The 19,246-nt window shown below is 34.7% G+C and carries 15 protein-coding genes, 1 pseudogene and 1 riboswitch; of the genes and pseudogenes, 8 read left to right on the top strand and 8 right to left on the bottom strand.

What is annotated here, in order from left to right:
- The first annotated feature begins 82 nt into the window (after nt 1–82).
- The 5 genes from EGX95_RS28485 (at nt 83) to EGX95_RS28505 (ending at nt 4,208) form a co-directional block, all read left to right on the top strand.
- On the top strand, nt 83–598 hold the full coding sequence (locus EGX95_RS28485) for a hypothetical protein (RefSeq protein WP_000051521.1): 516 nt from the start codon (nt 83–85) through the stop codon (nt 596–598).
- Between the two features lie 20 nt (nt 599–618).
- A complete protein-coding gene (locus tag EGX95_RS28490; protein WP_000432501.1) occupies nt 619–1,068 on the top strand; it encodes a spore coat protein in 450 nt (149 codons plus the stop codon).
- Nucleotides 1,069–1,230: 162 nt separating this feature from the next.
- Nucleotides 1,231–1,899: an LSm family protein gene (locus tag EGX95_RS28495; RefSeq protein WP_001004270.1), complete on the top strand. Its 669-nt coding sequence runs from the start codon at nt 1,231–1,233 to the stop codon at nt 1,897–1,899.
- 237 nt (nt 1,900–2,136) lie between these two features.
- Nucleotides 2,137–3,402, top strand: a complete 1,266-nt coding sequence (locus EGX95_RS28500) for a hypothetical protein (protein WP_000434744.1) — start codon at nt 2,137–2,139, stop codon at nt 3,400–3,402.
- Between the two features lie 425 nt (nt 3,403–3,827).
- The gene (locus tag EGX95_RS28505; RefSeq protein WP_000424113.1) at nt 3,828–4,208 is read left to right on the top strand and encodes a hypothetical protein; all 381 of its coding nucleotides are present in this window, start codon (nt 3,828–3,830) and stop codon (nt 4,206–4,208) included.
- 27 nt (nt 4,209–4,235) lie between these two features.
- Here the strand turns inward: EGX95_RS28505 and EGX95_RS28510 are convergent, their stop codons facing one another.
- Nucleotides 4,236–4,868 carry a cyclase family protein gene (locus EGX95_RS28510; protein WP_000862962.1) on the bottom strand — a complete coding sequence of 211 codons (633 nt, stop codon included), beginning with the start codon at nt 4,866–4,868 and terminating at the stop codon, nt 4,236–4,238.
- 86 nt (nt 4,869–4,954) lie between these two features.
- A riboswitch (SAM riboswitch) is annotated at nt 4,955–5,067 on the bottom strand.
- A 149-nt stretch (nt 5,068–5,216) separates the two neighbouring features.
- Between EGX95_RS28510 and EGX95_RS28515 the strand changes: the two genes are divergently transcribed.
- Both EGX95_RS28515 and EGX95_RS28520 read left to right on the top strand, forming a co-directional pair.
- Nucleotides 5,217–6,326 (top strand): PRK06851 family protein, encoded by a 1,110-nt coding sequence (locus EGX95_RS28515; protein WP_000147495.1) that lies wholly within the window; start codon nt 5,217–5,219, stop codon nt 6,324–6,326.
- A gap of 121 nt (nt 6,327–6,447) precedes the next feature.
- Nucleotides 6,448–7,230, top strand: a pseudogene (locus EGX95_RS28520) (nucleotidyltransferase domain-containing protein).
- 13 nt (nt 7,231–7,243) lie between these two features.
- Here the strand turns inward: EGX95_RS28520 and EGX95_RS28525 are convergent.
- Nucleotides 7,244–8,545: an MFS transporter gene (locus EGX95_RS28525; protein WP_001183095.1), complete on the bottom strand. Its 1,302-nt coding sequence runs from the start codon at nt 8,543–8,545 to the stop codon at nt 7,244–7,246.
- Nucleotides 8,546–8,688: 143 nt separating this feature from the next.
- Complete coding sequence (locus EGX95_RS28530; protein WP_063263810.1) at nt 8,689–10,215, bottom strand: FAD-dependent oxidoreductase; 1,527 nt, start codon at nt 10,213–10,215, stop codon at nt 8,689–8,691.
- Between the two features lie 581 nt (nt 10,216–10,796).
- Here EGX95_RS28530 and EGX95_RS28535 point away from each other — a divergent pair.
- On the top strand, nt 10,797–11,882 hold the full coding sequence (locus EGX95_RS28535) for a Delta(10) desaturase DesB (protein WP_123805799.1): 1,086 nt from the start codon (nt 10,797–10,799) through the stop codon (nt 11,880–11,882).
- Between the two features lie 167 nt (nt 11,883–12,049).
- On the opposite strand, the gene EGX95_RS28540 is transcribed toward EGX95_RS28535, so the two are convergent.
- From EGX95_RS28540 to EGX95_RS28560, 5 genes are all read right to left on the bottom strand, one after another.
- Nucleotides 12,050–15,490 (bottom strand): glycosyltransferase family 2 protein, encoded by a 3,441-nt coding sequence (locus EGX95_RS28540; protein WP_226812332.1) that lies wholly within the window; start codon nt 15,488–15,490, stop codon nt 12,050–12,052.
- On the bottom strand, nt 15,477–16,355 hold the full coding sequence (locus EGX95_RS28545) for a HEAT repeat domain-containing protein (RefSeq protein WP_001992506.1): 879 nt from the start codon (nt 16,353–16,355) through the stop codon (nt 15,477–15,479). Before EGX95_RS28545 ends, EGX95_RS28540 begins: the two co-directional genes overlap by 14 nt.
- A 158-nt stretch (nt 16,356–16,513) precedes the next feature.
- A complete protein-coding gene (locus EGX95_RS28550) occupies nt 16,514–17,398 on the bottom strand; it encodes a response regulator (protein ID WP_001992429.1) in 885 nt (294 codons plus the stop codon).
- Between the two features lie 200 nt (nt 17,399–17,598).
- Complete coding sequence (locus tag EGX95_RS28555; RefSeq protein WP_000461542.1) at nt 17,599–18,291, bottom strand: amino acid ABC transporter permease; 693 nt, start codon at nt 18,289–18,291, stop codon at nt 17,599–17,601.
- A 91-nt stretch (nt 18,292–18,382) separates the two neighbouring features.
- Nucleotides 18,383–19,177 carry an ABC transporter substrate-binding protein gene (locus EGX95_RS28560; protein ID WP_000823737.1) on the bottom strand — a complete coding sequence of 265 codons (795 nt, stop codon included), beginning with the start codon at nt 19,175–19,177 and terminating at the stop codon, nt 18,383–18,385.
- Nucleotides 19,178–19,246: the final 69 nt, after the last annotated feature.

A 19,246-nucleotide genomic window follows, 5' to 3' on the forward strand; every position in this document is an offset into this window, starting at 1 on the left:
GGACAAACATAGAGAACGTAACCTGTACAGATACATATACTATCAGTGCAAAAGCTTATAAATTAATGGAAGGGGTTTTCTCGTGAGTTTATTTCATTGTGATTTTTTGAAAGACTTAATTGGATCTTTTGTGAGAGTAAACAGGGGTGGTCCAGAATCTCAAAAAGGAACAATAATATCAGTATGTCCGGACTACTTCGTATTGCAGAATGAAAAAGGTGAGCTTTATTACTATCAACTTAAACATCTAAAGAGTATCACAAAAAATGCGAAAGAATGTGGATCAAGTGATTGCGAGTGGGAAGATTGCGCCTGTGCAGAAGACTTTGAAGAACTGCTTGAAAGTTTCAAATATTGCTGGGTGAAAATTAATCGCGGTGGTCCAGAGAAAGTGGAAGGCATTTTACAAGATGTTTCTTGTGACTTCGTAACATTAATCGTAAAAGAAGAAATTATCTTAATTGCAATAAAGCATATTAAAAGTGTTAACTATAATGCTTTAGCTTGTGGAGAGAGCGATGAGAGCGACGATAGTAAGGAAAGTAGCAATAATTCAGGTCGTGCTCGTGCACAAAGACAATCAAGTAGAGGAAGATAATAAGAAAGGGGGATACGAAATTGGAGAATGTATTATGTTGTGACCAAATTAAATGTTTAGTTGGTGAGACTGTCAAAGTAAACCTTCGCGGACCAGAAAGTCGAGTTGGTGAGCTTGTATCGTTAGGCAAAGATTATCTAACGTTACAATTACCACATGGTGAATTAGTATATTATCACTTGAAGCATGTGAAGAGTCTAGTTAAGAAAGTAAAAGAAAGTAAATGTGGTGATTGCTATAGTTCATGTTTCTGCTCTGATGAGGATACTTTTCTAGATATATTAAAAGACTTGAAGTATAAGTGGGTAAAAATTAATCGTGGTGGTCCAGAATGTGTGGAAGGTTTGTTAAGTGAGGTACACCATGGCTGCATTACACTAGTAAACTGCGATGAAGTGATTTATGTAGTTAAGTCTCATATTAAGAGTGTGAGTCAAGTAGTTAAATGTAAAAAGAATGAAGATGAATAATGTTTAATAAATAAGAGGGGCATTATGAGGGAAAGAGAAGAACAATTTCTTATTTCAATAGTATGAAAAGGAATTACTTACTATTAAAACAGAACTTTGCCCTGATTATTTTTTTAGAAATGAAAGACAGGAAAGAAGAAATTCATAGGAAGGAGGATATAGATGAATGAGTTAAACAAAAGTATTGGAGAAAATATATATGTTAAATTAATTGGTGAAAAAAGGTTTAAAGGTGTATTAATAGACGTAGGAAATGATATCGTTGTTCTTTACAATGGACAAGACTACGTATATATATCTTTATACCATGTACAATATTATAAATTTTTACGACCACATGATGAAGAAATCTTAAAACCAGATGTGGATTCTGTAATTAAGAGAGAGTCACCTTCAATTTCTTTGAGGAAAGTATTAAGTACTTCTAAAGGGATTTTTACAGAAATTTATGTAGCTGGAAATGCTCCAATACATGGATATGTTACAAGTGTAATGAACGATTATATCGTTTTTTATAGCCCGGTTTATAAAACAGTGTATATATCTTTAAAGCATTTGAAATGGTTAATTCCGTATAAAGAAAATCAAGTGCCTTATGCCCTCAATAAAAATGAACTCCCCGTGAATCCATTAAATATTACGTTAGCTCGAACTTTTGAAGAACAGCTTATTAAAATGGCTGGCAAAATCATGGTGTTCGATTTAGGTGAGGAATCTAATAAAATCGGAAAGATGGCAAAAATTGATGAAGGTCATATTGAAATATTAAAGGCGCGTGATGCGAAAATGTATGTAAATATTCAACATGTAAAATCTGTCCATTGTCCGTAAGTTAATTGAAAGGGCTGGCTTTTTCTTTTATATGTAGAAGAAAAGGTCGAGCCTATTTGTTTAGGTCGATTTGAATATGAGGGAAAAAATGAATTGAATATAAATATGTTAGTATGACTGTTGAAGAGGAAATTTTGTGCGAAATTATAAAAAATATGTACGAGCTATCTTTTGATGTATTCAATTTATTTTTTTGAGGGAGAACTGCTTAACTAATATATTAAAGGGGTTTTGTTGGTGGAGCAGTTTCCAAATTCGTTATCGATTACATTACTTGGCAGTGCTGGTGGAGCAGCAAAAGCAGTTTTAGCGATTTTAAATCAAGCGATAGTAAATGAAAAAGACCCGATTTATGAAGTGATAAAGAATGTTACATTTTATTTGGTTGATATAAAACAAAAAGATAGGACGTATTATGACGAGTTGTTTCCAAATTTGAAAGATCAATTGTTTTTATCCGAAATAGACCTCCAAGATGTAGTGACATTTAAAAAGCATTTAAAAGAAAGTAGTACGAGCGTTGTTATTGATGTTTCGGGGGCAGATACGATCAGAGTATTAAGCTGTTGTAATGAACTTGGAATTTGTTATATTAATTCAGCTTTGGAAAACGAGGCAGTAGATCAGGATGATAGTTTAATCGGCTTTCAGCTTACGGAAAGATATACGAGATTTGAGAAGGAAAAAGATAAATTTACAAATACAAAAGCAATTATAGGCTCAGGTATGAATCCAGGTGTCGTTCAATGGATGGTTGTTGAACTTATGAAGGAACGCCCGAATGAAAAGCCAAGAGCATGCTATATAGTAGAACATGATACGTCATTTTTGAATGATACAGCACTTATAAAGCCTCATACACTGTATGCTTCATGGGCAGTAGAGCGATTTCTAGATGAAGCGATATGGAGTTATCCGATGTATATGAGTCATCATCGTCCTCTTTACTTTTATGAAGATGTATATGCTTCAGAGTATAAAGTAAAGTTGGGAGAGAAAGAGTTTTATGGTTGTTTGATGCCGCATGAGGAAGTTTTAATTTTAGGGAAAAACTTTAACATGGAAGTAGGGTTTCTTTATCGAATTAACGAGTATACAACAAATATAATTAGACAGAATTTAGATAAGGTAGAAGATCTATGGAATTGGAATCGTAAAGTATTTAATCCAGCTGAAGAAGAGATTGCGGGCGAGGATCTAGTCGGTGTATTACTCGTTTATGAAAATAGCGAGACCTATATGTATAACGTGATGAATAGCAGTCAAGTTTTTCATAAATATAAAACGAATGCGACATACTTCCAAGTAGGATGTGGCATTTATGCTGGCTTGTGTAGTTTACTGTTCGATAACTTTAAACAAGGTGCCTATTATGTAGAGGAATTATTACTAAATACAGAAAGTAAGTACGGAGAATATTTGAATTTATATATGAATGATTTTGTAGTTGGTGGAAATGACTTTACGGATGGATTGCTACATGATCGAGTAAGGTGGATATAAATTGTGATGAAAAGGAAGGGGAAATCTCCTTCCTTTTCGCGTTATAAACGTACATATTGTCCTGAAAGTAATTTCCTTATCATTTAATGAGATAATATGTAGAGTTTTTGTATTGATCATGAGGAGTAGCAAGGAAGTATTGCGATTCAAAGTAGCGGAGAGCTAGGAATGAAAGTGGAGATTTTTTTACCGATAGCATAATGCGCTAGAAGAAAATATTTTTCAGAAAAGTGTTCTTGTTGCGTAAATATAAACATTTTATAAAATGTTTCGAGAAGGGTTTTTTTTATAAAATACTTCGTTTATAATGGAGGAAAATATCGACATGAGATTTGTTATTCATGTAACGGTTCGGTAGTGTTAGAAAAAGAAGGGGTGCACGCGCATCCTTTTTTCTATGCAGATATTATGAAAGAGGTGGTATGATGGAATTAACATTAAATTCGACTGTATGCTTGCACACGATTCAATTTCGAAAAGAGCAAAAGAATTATATTGTAAAAGATACAATTACAGGAGAAAAATATGAAATGCCGCCACTTTGGATTGATGCATTGGCAATGATGCGTGACGGTTTTTTATTAGGGGAAATTGAGGAGAAATTAAAAGAAGAGTATCCGGAAGAAGAAATAAATATGCTAGCATTTACGAGGCAACTGTTAGAGCTAGAGCTTGTCGGAATGGTCGATGGGGAAGAAATAGCTTGTACAAAGAAGAAAGAGAAAGATTATTTAGCTTGGTTACGTCCTCGCGTTGAGCAATTCTTTCTTAGTTTAAATAAAAGAAATAGAAGCAAAGGTCAATGATGATCTTTGCTTTTTTGTATAGTTTGCTTAAAAAATTACAGCGAATGCTCTTGCGAAAGCACCATCGCTATTTTTAATTTTTAAAGGAGCTGCTGAGAAAAAGAAACGTTTCGCATTAATGGAATCTAAGTTTGTTAAGTTTTCGATTAAATAAATATTATTCCCAAGTAGTATGTGATGAATCGGTGATGTTTCTGTCGTTACCTCGTCAGGAGAAATGAAATCTAAACCGACAGATTTTACTTTTAATTGAACTAATTCTTCAGCTAATTCTTCGGAAAGATAAAAGGCTTCTTGTTCATACGCTTCTGTATTCCATTTATTAGATAGGTTGGAATGGAAAATGACAATATCACCTTCTTTTATGTCAGCATTGTGTAATACTTCTTTAGGTAGTTTTCGTTCTTGTACATGAGTTACATCAATAAGAACAGCTTCACCTACAAATTGATCTAGGGGCAATTGATCAATAGTCGTTGCGCCTGAAATGAAATGAGCAGGAGCATCACAATGTGTACCAACATGAACGACAGAATGAAAATCTGTAACTTGATATCCTGTCTCTTCAACACTTGTAATGGCTTCTAAATTGATTTTTGGTGTTCCAGGAAATTGAGACATATTGTTTTCAAATGTTTGGGATAGGTCAATTACTTTCACTTTAAATACCTCCAAGTATATATTTTGAAATATAAAAAACTCACCTTTCATAATCAAGAAAGATGAGTTTTGCACACAATAGTTACGTTTTATCTTTCAAAATGCAATGCATTTTGCAGGAATTAGCACCTATTCAGTTTGTATAAACTGAGGTTGCTGGGCTTCAAAGGGCCGGTCCCTCTGCCTCTCTTGATAAAGGTATATTCAATTTAAAGTTCGGAATTTTCGTGATAATAAAATTGTAATTCATTTCCTTTTTCTGTGCAACACAAAATAGGTATTCACCCAAATAAAGTTGCTCGCATATTGTAGCTTATGTAAATAGAATGCTGCGAAGGAGTGAGTGCAGTGACAGGGAATGTATTGAATTATTATGCTGGTGGAAATACAGCTAGAGGATTTCATAATTTATATGAAGAGAATTTAAAAGGACTAAACAGATTATTTATTTTAAAGGGTGGACCTGGAACGGGAAAATCTTCTTTAATTAAGGTAATAGGTCGTGAATGGGTTGAAAAGGGATATGATATTGAATTTTTACATTGTTCTTCTGATAATAAATCGGTTGATGGTGTCATTATCCCGAAGTTAAAAGTAGGAATTGTTGATGGAACATCACCGCATGTTATTGAGCCAAAAATGCCAGGAGTTGTCGAGGAGTATATTAATTTAGGAATTGCTTGGGATTCAGATAAGTTAAGAAAGCAGAAAGTGGAAATTGAACGATTTGTTTCAGAAGCAAGCAAAGCTTTTCAAGCTGCTTACGCTCGTTTTAACGAGGCATTAGTTATACATGATGAGTGGGAGAAAATATATATTAGTAATATTGATTTTAATAAAGCGAACGAACTAACCGAGCAGCTCATTCAGAAATTATTTACAGATAAAGTTGGGAAACAATCGCTTGTGAAACATCGGTTTTTAGGAGCAGCTACACCGAAAGGAGCAGTTGATTTTGTTCCTAATTTAACAGAAGGATTACCACATCGTTATTTTATAAAAGGACGCCCAGGTTCTGGGAAATCAACAATGCTCAAAAAATTAGCTAAGGCAGCAGAAGAAAAAGGATTTGAAGTTGAAGTATATCATTGCGGGTTTGATCCAAATAGTCTTGATATGGTGATCGTAAGAGAATTAGGGTTTGCGATTTTCGATAGCACCGCACCACATGAATATTTTCCAAGCCGCGAAGGTGATGAAATTATAGATATGTATGCCCTTATTGTAACACCAGGGACGGATGAGAAGTATGCGGAGGAAATTCGTGACGTCTCTATTCAATATAAAGCAAAAATGAATGAGGCGATGTCTTTTTTAGCGAAAGCGAAATCAGTTCGTGATAAATTAGAACGAATTTATATTGCTGCTATGGACTTTTCAAAAGTAGATGCATACAAAGAGGAGATTCAAAAAGAGTTTGAACGAATTGCGGTTAGTGTAACTGAAAAGAACAAGTAAAAAATAACGAATTTTGACAGGCTGTCGGAAATTTTCTGACAGCTATTTTAGTATGTAGTAAACTTAGTAATATATTTGTCGAATTTCCAAGGAAATAATCAAAAAATGGAGAGGGTATGAAATGAGAGAGAAAATTAAGTTGGAGTTAGAACGAATTGAGAAAGAAAATGATGTAAAAATTTTATTCGCTGTGGAGTCAGGGAGTCGTGCATGGGGATTTCCATCAAAAGATAGTGATTATGATGTTAGATTCGTTTATATGCACCCGGTAGAATGGTATTTATCCATTCATGATAAACGAGATGTAATTGAGTATCCGATTAGTGATGATTTAGATATAAGCGGATGGGATATTAAAAAAGCGTTACAACTATTTGCAAAGTCAAACCCAGCTTTACTCGAATGAATTCGATCACCCATTTTTTATTCGAAAAACTCTAATTTTCCAGAAAAGCTTCAGCAAATGAGTGAAAAGAATTTTGATCCAAAAGCAACGATATACCATTACCTACATATGGCTTCAAAAAATTATCGTGAATTTTTGCAAGGTGAGAATGTAAAATTGAAAAAGTACTTTTATGTATTGCGTCCTATTTTGGCTTGTAAGTGGCTAGAGGAGAAAATAACTTTGCCTCCTGTAGAATTCGATCGATTAATTACAGAATTATCAATAGAGCGTAGCGTATTAGATGAAATTGAACGGTTGTTAATAAAGAAAAAGGCAGGTACTGAATTAGATGTTGGATTGAAAATTGAGGTGTTGAATCAATTTTTAGAAGAACAAATTCATTACTATCAGCAATACGTAAAAGGAATTGAAAAGGGATTAGGGATCGATATTGAGAGTTTAAATACATTGTTTCGAGATATGTTGTTTGCGGTATACGAAAAAGAGCACAAGTAAGTTTGTGCTCTTTTTATTTTGTAGGAATAAAGAAAACAGATATAGCTGCAAGAAGACCTGCAAATGAGAATAAGTAAAAATTCCATGCTAAGTCATATTGCATTGTCATAATAATACCGACAAGAATAGGACCAGTAATTGCGCCAACTCGGCCAAGTCCAAGTCCCCAGCCTAAGGAAGTAGCTCGGATATGTGATGGGAAGTATTGTGTTACATATGCATTTAATATTTGAGTAATGCCAACTGATCCAATTCCAGCAAGACCAATTAAAAGATAGATGATTGTAACAGATGGTTTAATTGTTAATAGTCCAATACATATAGCTGCCATAAGATAGGAGATGCTAATAACAATTTTAGCTCCTATACGATCGGCGATTGCTCCAGCAAATAATGCACCGATAGCGGCAGTAATATTTAGCATAAGTAGGAATGATAAACTAGATCCAAGAGGGTATCCTGCCTGTCGCATCATCTGAGGTAACCAAGTATTTAAACCGTATATTAAAAACATACCCATTATATAAGTGATCCAAAAGAGCAGCGTTGCTTTTCTGTATTCTTTTGAGAATAAAGTAAGAAATCCATTTCTCTTTCGCATATTAGATGAGGGTTGATGCGTTTCATCTTTCACATAGAATTCAATTTGAAAACGATTAAGGATTTGGTCAACTTCTTTTTGGCGATTACGTGATAATAAAAATTGAATGGATTCAGGTAAATAACGAATAATGAAAGGAATAAGGAGTAGTGGAATCATTCCGATGCCAAACATAGTTCTCCATCCGAAACCTTCTAACATAAACATCGACAAAATAGCGCCTAACACGATCCCTAAAGGATAGCCAGTAAACATAAGAGCATAAATAAAAGATTGTCGCTTTTTTGGTGAATATTCAACAGTAAGTGCTGAAGCTGTTGGAATAACACCACCTAATCCGATTCCTCCGATAAACCGAGATAAACCAAATAATTCGGGAGAAGGAGCAAGTGCAGCTAGGCCCATTGTGATAGAAAAAAGTGCTAAGCAGCATATAAGCGTCCATTTCCGTCCAATTAGATCTGTAATGGTTCCAACTAGAATAGCGCCAATAAACATACCAAATAAAGCATAGCTAGCAATTGTACCAGCATGTGCCGGCGAAAGTGCCCAGCTTTTGTCTTCTAGGAGCTTTGGCAGAACGGCACCGTAAATACCTAAATCATATCCATCAGCTAGAATAGCTAGCCAACAAATAAAAACAACAAGTTTTGTAATAGAGCTCGAAAAGATAGTTTCTGTAGACTCTAGATGAGGTGGAGCTGAAGGTTGCATAGTAATCACCCCTTTTAATTTGTAGATGAGTATATTATTTTATTTGGTGTTAATATTTTCCTTCTTGTATCGGGATTTATATGAAAAGGTTTTATAACAAATAAAGAAGTTCAACAGGATTCCTGTTGAACTTCTTTATTTGTTTACTCATTATCAACTCGTTTTAACGGTTGATCTGCCGGACCTTCAATAACATCTCCCTCAATTGAAAAGCGTGAACCGTGGCAAGGACAGTCCCAAGTACAATCACCATTATTCCATTCAACTTCGCAGCCGAGATGTGTACAAGTTGTATCGACAATATGTAATTTTCCATCTTTGTCCTTATAAGCACCTGCTCGTTTCCCGTTAACATGTACGACAGATCCTTCACCAACTTCGAGATCTTCTGGTTTACGTAATGCAGTTTCAATCTTTCCTTCAATTAAATGTTTCGCAACATCAAGATTTTGGGAGAAGAACGTTTTTATATCTGGATTTGCATGGAAGCCTGATGGTGCATACAGTTCTTTATATGGACTGTCTACTTTTAGAATGGAATCCTTCAGTAAATGAGCGGCAGCAGTTCCAGTTGTCATTCCCCATTTACGATATCCAGTTGCAACAAATATATTTGGATTGCTCTCGTTAATATGTCCAATATAAGGGAGCTTATCTAGCGTAATTAAATCTTGTGCTGACCATCTATAAGGAACTTCATCTATTCCAAACGTTGCTTCCGCAAAAGAATAAAGTACTTCGTAATGAAGCATCGTGTTTATTCCTTGTCCTGTTTTATGACTTTCTCCGCCAATTAAAATTAATTTTTCCCCATTGCTTGTAGTGTAGCGTAAGGAGCGTTTTGGGTCATCAATACTTAAATACATGCCACCTGAATAATCTGTTTTTGTTTTAATAGCAAGAGCATAAGAGCGTTCTGCGTACATTCGCGTAAAGAAAAAGCTATTGGCATCATAAAAAGGAAAGTGTGAACAAGAGACAACATATTCACAAGTAATGCGATGTCCGCCCTTTGTAATGACTTGTGGAGAATCTCCTTTTTCTACATCCATAGCAGTCGTTTGTTCGTAAACTTTTCCGCCCATCTCCACAAACTTTTCTAAAAATGTTTTCAAATAAAGAAGGGGATGAAACTGGGCTTGATTTTTCATGACAAGTGCAGATTGTACTGGAATTGGAATCGGTAGAGATTGAACATAGTCACAAGGTATATTTAATTTTTGATAGGCTTCATATTCTTTCGATAAACTTCTTAATCCCTTATCGGTAGTTGTATATAAATATGAATCTTCATTTGAGAAATTACAGTCGATTTTATATGTTTGCACAGTTTCATTAATAAATTGTAGAGCATGATTATTTGATTCATAGTAAAGCCCGGCTTTTTCCATACCGAAATGATTGATTAATTCATCATAAATAAGATCATGTTGCGCTGTTATCTTTGCTGTTGTATGCCCAGTCGTCCCGTTTAAAATAAGACCAGAATCAAGTAATACAACATCGATGCCTTCTTTTGCAAGTAAATAGGCAGTAGTAATACCTGTAATACCAGCACCGATAACAGCAACTTTTGTCTTTATATTTTCAGATAAAGGGGGAAAAGTCGGGATTTGAGTAGATTCAATCCAATAAGATGATGGGAATTGTGGAAATGTATCGCTTGTCATTAAGGAAACCTCCTGATTTAGAACAATTTTCCTTTTAATATTTCCATATGATATGAAATTCATGTGTGCTGTTTGAGAGGGAGGCTATTTTTATTTAAAAGAAAGATGAAATTATCTTAATATAATTATCAGATGTTGTCGGTATGAAGAGGTAGAAGTTGTGTAAAACTAGATTTAGATGAGTGTATTTGTTGTTTACATAGAGAGTTCTTGAATAAGATAGAGTCTATAGCATGGCAAAGTACGTATATGCATAATGGATGAAACCTTATAAAATCTATGTTTTTTCTTTAGTGAAATAAAGTATAATTATAAAAATATAACCAACTTTTATTACTAGGTCATAAAAGTTATTGACAATGTGGAAATTCTATTGATATGATTTATCATGTGGAAAGGTTGATAGAGAGTAAAAAGAGAAATGTTTTTCATTGATAATAAAAGCGAAAAGTAAGTGACGATAGAGTGAGTATATTTTCCTTATAATAGAGGCTTTTTTAATCACCTAGTAAAATCAATCTGGAAGCAAGAATTGATATATGTAAGTTGCGCAAGGCGCGGCATAAGAAAGGGGCAAAAGGATGAAGGAGCTTCATACGTTTGGGTGGTATGCAGCACGTGTATCACCACATTTGCCGAAAAAGGCATTTAAACCAGTTCCTACTCGTCTGTTTGGTGGACTGGCTTATTTGCTTGTGGCATTGGCGGGGTTAATATCGATTGGTGTATTTGAATTGAATGTGTGGGCTAATCTAGGAATTGCGATCGTTCTTGGATTATGTTTTGCTTCACTTGGGTTTTTAGGGCATGAGATTTTACATGGAACTGTTGTAAGAAAGGCATGGCTTCGTGATTTCTTAGGAGCGATTGCATTTATGCCATTATCAACAGGTCCTAAACTTTGGCGAAAGTGGCATAATGCAACGCATCACGTTCATACACAACATGAAGAGAATGATCCAGATGCATGGCCTACACTTGAGAAGCTTAAAAAGAGTAAGTTTTTGAGCTGGGTATATCGCATGCCTCTTCATGTACGTTCATTCTTTAGTTTTCTGTCACTAACAATTCAATTTACATTGCATTCGACTCGAATGTTCTTTCATTTTATAAAAGAGTTTAAGTCATCCAATCAAAAATCTGTATGGCTTCAACTTCTTTTGCCTTGGACTGTTTGGATTAGTTTATTGTTTATTATGGGACCTGGAAAATGGTTATTTGCATATGTGATTCCATTGTTAATTGCTAACTTTATTGTAATGGCATATATCGCAACAAATCACCGCTTAAATCCAATTGTTCCAGTAAATGATCCGTTAGCAAACTGTTTATCAGTAACAGTGCCGCGTTGGATAGACGTTTTACATTTCAATTTCTCATATCATACAGAACATCATTTGTTCCCTGCTATGAGCTCTAAATACTACCCGTTAGTAAAAGAGAAAATTAAAGAAATGTGGCCGGAACGTTATCATGAGATGCCGATGACAAAAGCTTTGGCAGCGCTATGGAATACACCACGTGTGTATTATCAAGGAAGGGAATTAGTGGATCCGCATAGAGAGCATTTCTATGGTTCTTTAGGAAATGGGCTAGATCCTCATAATATTTCATATCGTGAGGAACATATAGAGGAAGAAGAGAGTATTAAAAAAGTAAATCAGTAAATATATATACAAAATAACAAAAAGCAAGCTACTAAAAGGTAGCTTGCTTTTTGTTATTTTGTAGCTTGATATACTTTTTGCATGTAGTAGTAACTCTTCTTGAGTCGTGATGTGTATTCGACAACATCACCCCATTTTGAATAGTTATACATAGCATATTCGCCATCTTATGCAGTTGTAATGTTTTCAGCTCCAATTTGAACTGTAAATCCAATTGCGTTAATAATTTGTTTCGTAGTTAAACCATCTATTTCTTCGTTTGCATAAATATCACCAATAAATTCTTTTATGTTTGGTGCTTTTGCATTTAATACCATCCAAGGAATTCGAAGCTCAATGGTTTCTTTTGCAGGAGTAGAAAAATCTGCAAGTGAGTTGTAATCAGCACTAGCCGGATTGCTATTTCCCATAGTTAATGCTCCGACATTAAATTTTTCAAATGGCAATTGCTCCTGAGTAAGTGGTAATGTAATTGGCAAACTTAATGCTGTATAAATAGGGGAGAATTGCCCGCTATTTTTTTCAGGTTTTGTATAAGGAACTAGATTTCGTTGGAAACCAAATTCATAAGAGAATACATCATAGTAAGAATCAACAAGTACTTGATTAGATTGTCCGCCGTGCAGATCAATTTTAAAATCAGCGCCTTCTTTCATAGAAAGGCCGTTAAATTCTTTATTTCCTTGTTCAGGTAATATGTTTACTCCAATTGTAATAGGTTCCTCTTCAAGAGGTCTAGCTTTTGGACGATGAATGGATAAGTATAAATAGGACTCATCGTGTGTTACGAAAGTCGTGTAACCATTCTTATCTCCAATTTTTGTTTTTGTTTTCCAATCACTCGTATCACCATCGACATTAATAGTATGGGATTCAAATGATAGCAAACCGAAATGTTGTTCAGGAACTTGTACGTTGTTCCAATGTGGTCGTTCTTCCGTATTATCATATTTAGTTGTATTCCAAGAGAATTTAAACCATTCATCTTGCCAAATGAATACAATACCGCCGGCCAATTTCGCCTGAATAATATCTTCGAAGAGCTCTGCATTACGTTTCCCTTGTTCATCTTCATTCATATGCCCTTGGTCTTTTCCATGTATATTTTTATGAGAAATACCTCGGGATCCTGGGATACCAAATTCTGAAATAACAACAGGCATTTCATGTGAATCATGCAAGTCTTTTAAATAAGCAGCGTAACTATTGGATTGCCCGCGATGGTCTTTGAAATTTGTTTTATCTGGATCGAAATTCAAGAAGTCAGGGTAATAAGGATACACGTGATAAGAGGCAAACGCCCCGCTTGGGTAATTCTTATTAGCAAAGATATGATTTGGATTTATAGATACAGCATCTTCACCGATGAACGGTTCGGCAGGGTGATCTAGTAAATCTGTTGTAACCCAGTTGGAAAAAGCGATAGGCTGAGCGGTCTCATATTTGCTAATAGAATATTGAGCGATATGATTCATTCCTTCAGCTAGCCAAATTTCAAACGGACTGGCGTTCTTCGCTTCGAAATATTTCCCCTTAAATGAAGTTTTATCAGCATGTTTTTTATTTGTTTCGATGACCATGTCAGGATCCCACTCAATCCCCAGAATCCAACCAGCTAAATATTGTGACACATCATAATTATATTCGCCGTAAGCATGTCCTTTTTCAGCAGCGATTGTTGTATTACCATGAATTACATCGGCTGTTCTTTCAATATTTTTAAAGAGTTCATTTTTTGATTTGTAAGCATCTTTTGTTTCTAACAGTTGTTCTTCTTCAACCCATACACCATGGAAGAAATATAAAGGTTGTTTTGCTTGTTGGTTAAATTCAAATAAAGCCTCGTAAAAAGCAGGAGGGTGAATGGTATAAATACGAATCGTATTTGCACCCATTTCGCTAATTTGTTTCAACCATTTTTTATATTCTGCTTTTGTAATTGCAGCATCACCTGGAAATGCCCCTGGTTTTGCCATACCTAGGTTCACACCTTTAATTGTCCAATCTTCCCATTTGCCTCCTGTATAATGCTGAAGGGTTTGCTTATTTCGCTCTGCTTTAAAACCATATGAAATATTATCTGCAGTGCTTTTTAGGAGCGTTGGTTGCAATCGGTGTTTTGTTGCATCTATCCCGAAAATAACTGCTAAAATAATTAGGATGAAGGCAATTCTTCGTAGCCACCAAAAACGTTCTGAAGATTGGTTTTCAAGAGATTTACGTTTCATTTTCCCCCAACCTTTAATTCGGAAAAGACTTTGAAATAGTCCTAAAAATCGGTACCAAACAGTCAGCGGACGATACCAAAATGATTCAGTTAACGACCAGAGAAGTAAGAGTGTGAAATCTTTAATACTATTTTGCTTTTTCATACTCCATTCTTCTAATAAAACAACTCCTACGGATAGGAATGATCCGTATAGTACGGTAGCAGCTAACAGTAAAAATACATATTCTGTGAAAATTTCATCGAATAGTAAATGATATAGTAGTAGTAAATAGCCAAGTATTTCAATAATAGGACCGAGCCATTCTAGTAATAAATAAAACGGCATTGCAATCATACCGAAAGCTTTATATTTTGGACGGAATAAAATATCCTTATGGCGCCATAAGGTTTCACCTAAACCACGGTGCCAACGACTCCGTTGTTTGCGGAAGGTTGTTAAATCATCGGGAGCCTGTGTCCAACAAATTGCGTTTGGATTATAAATGATTTTCTTCTCTTCTCCATCTTGTAAAGCTTTTTTATGGAGGTGAACGACAAGTTCCATATCTTCTCCGACAGTTTTTCGTTGATACCCTCCAACACGAATAACTTCTCCTTTATCGAAAATACCGAATGCACCAGAAATGATAGGAAGAATATTATACTTGCTCCATGCTAAGCGCCCAAATAAGAATCCACGCAAATACTCAATAATTTGCATGAGAGCAAGAGGTTGTTTTGGAAGACGATTTTCGATCATTTGACCATTTTGTATGTAAGAACCATTCACAATACGAACACTTCCGCCAGTTACCATAACTTTCTCTGGAGATTCATAAATTGGTTTCATAGCTTTCATAAGTGCATCACGTTCTAAGAGAGAATCAGCATCTAATGAACAAACATACGGATAGTTTGAAATGTTGATACCTGCATTTAAAGCATCCGCTTTGCCGCCGTTTTCTTTATCGACAACAATAATTTGTTTATTAACAGATGAGCGATATGTTTTTCGAATGGTCTCTGTTTCTAATTGTAATCTAACCACGTTCTGGATTTCATATAGTTGGAAATGATCTTTTAATTGTTCTAACGTATCATCACTTGATCCATCGTTTACAACGATTACCTCAAACTCAGGATATTCTAACGTTAAGAGTGATTGGACACTTGATACGATAGTGACTCCTTCGTTATACGCAGGAACAATAATAGAAACAGGTCGAGTAATACTAGACTGCAAATAATGAAGTAATTCTCTATTTTCATCACGTTCCCGTTTTTTTCTCAAGGTGAATGCAGAAATAAGAAATATAGCGGTATAGAATAAGATAGCAACGCCCATGTAGAGTAAGAAGAGCCATTGTGAAATTTTTAAAAATATATCAAGATAATGCATGTGTTGTCACATCCTTTCGTGCTAGAGCCTCTAATGCACTTTCACGTGCGAAACGATCAGGGTGATGTAAGGCAATTTCAATATATTTTTCTTGCCAGTTTGAATAATATTGAATTGCATATTGGACTTCACGACGTACCCACCAAGATTGATGCCCTGCTTGTTCTAGTAAATAAGGGAAATACATTTCATCTTTAAAGGGGCTTATTACACGAATAAGCATGAGGTGAATTTGCCAACTGTCCTTTTTAAATAAATGTTTAACATGCTCTTTTGTTTCTGCTTTCGGCATTAACTTTGAAATAGCATGTAACGAGCGAATAATAATTTCTTCATCTTCATTCGTTAAGTTTTGAATGAGGAAAAGATAGCAGCTATTCTCTTCCCGTGTACCGATTGCATTTAAAATTTCGTATTGAAATTGTTTAGGTAATGTATGGAAAAACTCAACCCAAACAGAAAAATTTTCAGTTTGAGAAATACTTAAAGCGATCATAGTGATGGGAATAGAGTCATGGACTCTTGTAGCAAGTAAAATTGCTTGCCTTGTGTTTAATGTACTTAATGTAGTAAATGCTTGATGCTGGATAGATCCAGATGTTTGAGTGCAGATAGCTTTTACCTCATTTTCAAACTCTTTTATTTTGAAGAAAGAAATAATATCTAATATATTTTGTTTTTCTATATGAGTGCCGTGAACTAATTTTTCTTTATAATGGGGAAACAAATAGACTTGTAATAAATGATGAATGCGTTGTTTTTCATCAATCCCGGATACGAGCTGTGTAGCTTTAATGCAGAGAGATTCTAGTGCGTGAATATCTGCTGTATGTTCAATTTTGAAATCATGGCATTTATTATGCATGATAAATTCATATAGAAATTTTCTATTTTCTTCTTTCCATTTATGATTTTTTCTTTTGAAATTTCTACTACGTAATTTTAGTGAAATTAAATATATATAAGCTATAAGAATAGCAACTATTAAAAAGATAACTATGGATTGTACAATTGAAACTATAATCAATAGCCTTCATTCCTTCCTTCTAATAAGTGCGCCAAACGAACCTTAAATTCTAAAGGTGAAAACGGCTTTTCAATAAAATCATCAGCACCGGCTTTAAATGCTTCCTCCAGGTGGTGGGCTGTTGATTTAGTAGAGGTCATAAAAATTCGGAAATGTCGACTAGGCAACAATCTCTTTAATCGATTAATAAGTTCTAAACCATCCATTTGTGGCATCATCCAATCCACAATTAGTATGAAGAATGGAAACTGTTCATAGATTTTTTCTGTGAAAAAGTGCTTTCCGCTAGTGAAATGATATACGTTTAGTAAAGTTGTATATTCAGTTTTTATAAATTTTGTTAATAAGTCGTCAGCGGTTACTACTAATAGTGGAGGGGTTTGGCGAGATACTGACATATATTTTTGTAATCTCTTCTGGATTGTTTCAAAAGGTAATTTTGTATGTAACACCTCTTGTACTACGTGATGCATAATTTGTTCATCATCTACGTTCTCATAAAAATAAATGATAGGCTGTTGTATGAAATGAAGAGGAATAGTCTCTTTATATACAACAACACAATCAGCATTATTTATGTTTTCGACAAATTGAATGGAGGTATTATGAAGTACCTCAGGGATAGTGCCAATTATGTAAACTTTAAGTAGCTGCTCATCCTGTTTAAAAGAAAGCATCATTTCTGTGATATGCTCGACTACATCGTAAACAGAACTAGAGTCTTTTAGAGTTGTAGATAATTGTTGTAAATCTTTTTGTAATTGATAGAATCCTAATGTTTCAGCCAGGCTGGTTAGGTTATTTATGTAGCTTGTAAGTTGCTGAAGGTTATAAATTTGATATCTTTGTTTCAGCCAATCTTTATAAATTAAATCTAGCATAGCGACCTCCTTATACTATTTAAGATGTCTATACGTGTACACCCATCTTTACTATATTATGGATAATTTTATGCTGTGTAAAGAGGTAGACTGTGGAAATATGATAAATTTCTTATACATGGAAAAATATTATTGAAGTAAAAAGTATGGAGCAGAAACAAAAAAAGGTTAAGGAAATAGACCTCAACCTGCTAGTTTGCTCAAAGAGAAATTTCTTTTGTTTTCTTTTTGACAGTTTGTATAGAGCTAGTTTCTTTTCGTTGTAGTCGTTTTTCTAAAAGGTTAACAAGGTACGTGAATAGGAGAACAAGAACAAGATAATATAAACCAACAATTATGTATGTATCTAATTGTTGGAAGTTACCTGCAGCAATGGATAAACCTGATCCCCATAATTCGGACAATCCTACATATGCAACGAGGGAAGAGTCCTTTAATCCAATAATAAACTGATTTCCTAAAGGAGGAATAGATTGACGGAATGCTTGCGGTAATACAATACGGCGCATCGCTAAAGGATACGGCATACCTAGAGAGCGAGCAGCTTCCATTTGCCCACGATCGACAGATTGGATAGAGCCTCGGAAAATTTCAGTAATATATGCACCGTTATGGATTGCTAAAGCAATGGCTCCTGCCCAAAAAGGAGTAAAAACAACAACGGATGTAATCCCGAAATAGAGAATGGCGATTTGAACAATTAAAGGTGTACCACGAATAATGGCGATGTATACGTGAGCAATACTATTTAAAACTTTATTGTTAGAGATTCGAAAGAAAGCAAATAGTAATCCAATTAGTGAACCGAGTAATAGGGATGTTAGTGTTAATTGTAATGTGACAATAGTAGCTTTTAAGAGTGTGGGATAGGTAGAGATAAAAATTTCAAACATGCGTTTCACCTCATATTGTATAGATTTTAGTAGAGAATGAAATGCCCCACACAAAGTGGGGCATGATTTATGGAAACTTTGAAGGGCTAAATTACTTCGTTTTTTCCTCTTCACCAAGAATATTACGCCCAAACCATTTTTTACTGATTTTTTCATACGTACCATCTTTAATAATTTCATCTAAAGCTTTATTTACTTTCTCGACCATTTCTTTATCATCTTTACGAATAGCAATTCCCATTTCATCAAGGTTTAGTGGTTTTCCAGCTTCTTTTATATTTGATTTACCTTCTTTGATCATGCGTAAACCAACCATTTGATCTGTAATTACTGCGTCGATACGTCCAGGCTCTAAGTCCATAAGTGCAGTAATATCGCTATCGTATTCTGTAATTTGATCTGTATGTTTTGCAACAAGGTCTTTAAAGGTACTAGCTTTTACAACACCAATTTTCTTACCCTTTAAATCTTCTGGAGAAGAGATAGATGTATTCTTTTTAGCTACAAAAATTTGGGCACCAGAACGATAATAAGGATTTGAGAAATTAACAGCTTTTAAGCGTTCTTCTGTAATTGCCATACTGCCCAGTATTACATCATACTTTTTCGCTTTGAGACCTTGGATTAGCGTTTCCCATGGATTTGTAATAGGGGTTGGTTTCATATTCATTTTTTTCGCAAGTGCTTCACCTAGTTCTACATCAAAACCGACAAGTTTTCCGTCATTTTCTTTATAGTTAAAAGGCTTATATAAGCCACTCATCGCATAACGAAATTCTTTTTCACCATTTGAAGAAGTAGTAGCACTTTCCTTACTACAGGCTCCTAGTATAAAGGATGTGCATAATGTAATACTCGCAACAATGGTTAATAGTTTTCTTTTCATAAAACCCCTCCTATATATTGATCATACGGATGGTTTTAAGTATGTTATTGAAATATTTTATTTAGATGA

The organism is Bacillus sp. FDAARGOS_527, from assembly GCF_003812125.1.
GTDB classification, from domain to species: Bacteria; Bacillota; Bacilli; order Bacillales; family Bacillaceae_G; genus Bacillus_A; species Bacillus_A paranthracis.

Coding starts and splice junctions, on each gene's coding strand:
- EGX95_RS28535 (WP_123805799.1), top strand. CDS start 10,797: ATGAAGGAGCTTCATACGTTTGGGTGGTATGCAGCACGTGTATCACCA.
- EGX95_RS28545 (WP_001992506.1), bottom strand. CDS start 16,355: ATGCATAATAAATGCCATGATTTCAAAATTGAACATACAGCAGATATT.
- EGX95_RS28530 (WP_063263810.1), bottom strand. CDS start 10,215: ATGACAAGCGATACATTTCCACAATTCCCATCATCTTATTGGATTGAA.
- EGX95_RS28540 (WP_226812332.1), bottom strand. CDS start 15,490: ATGCATTATCTTGATATATTTTTAAAAATTTCACAATGGCTCTTCTTA.
- EGX95_RS28555 (WP_000461542.1), bottom strand. CDS start 18,291: ATGTTTGAAATTTTTATCTCTACCTATCCCACACTCTTAAAAGCTACT.
- EGX95_RS28550 (WP_001992429.1), bottom strand. CDS start 17,398: ATGCTAGATTTAATTTATAAAGATTGGCTGAAACAAAGATATCAAATT.
- EGX95_RS28525 (WP_001183095.1), bottom strand. CDS start 8,545: ATGCAACCTTCAGCTCCACCTCATCTAGAGTCTACAGAAACTATCTTT.
- EGX95_RS28560 (WP_000823737.1), bottom strand. CDS start 19,177: ATGAAAAGAAAACTATTAACCATTGTTGCGAGTATTACATTATGCACA.
- EGX95_RS28505 (WP_000424113.1), top strand. CDS start 3,828: ATGGAATTAACATTAAATTCGACTGTATGCTTGCACACGATTCAATTT.
- EGX95_RS28495 (WP_001004270.1), top strand. CDS start 1,231: ATGAATGAGTTAAACAAAAGTATTGGAGAAAATATATATGTTAAATTA.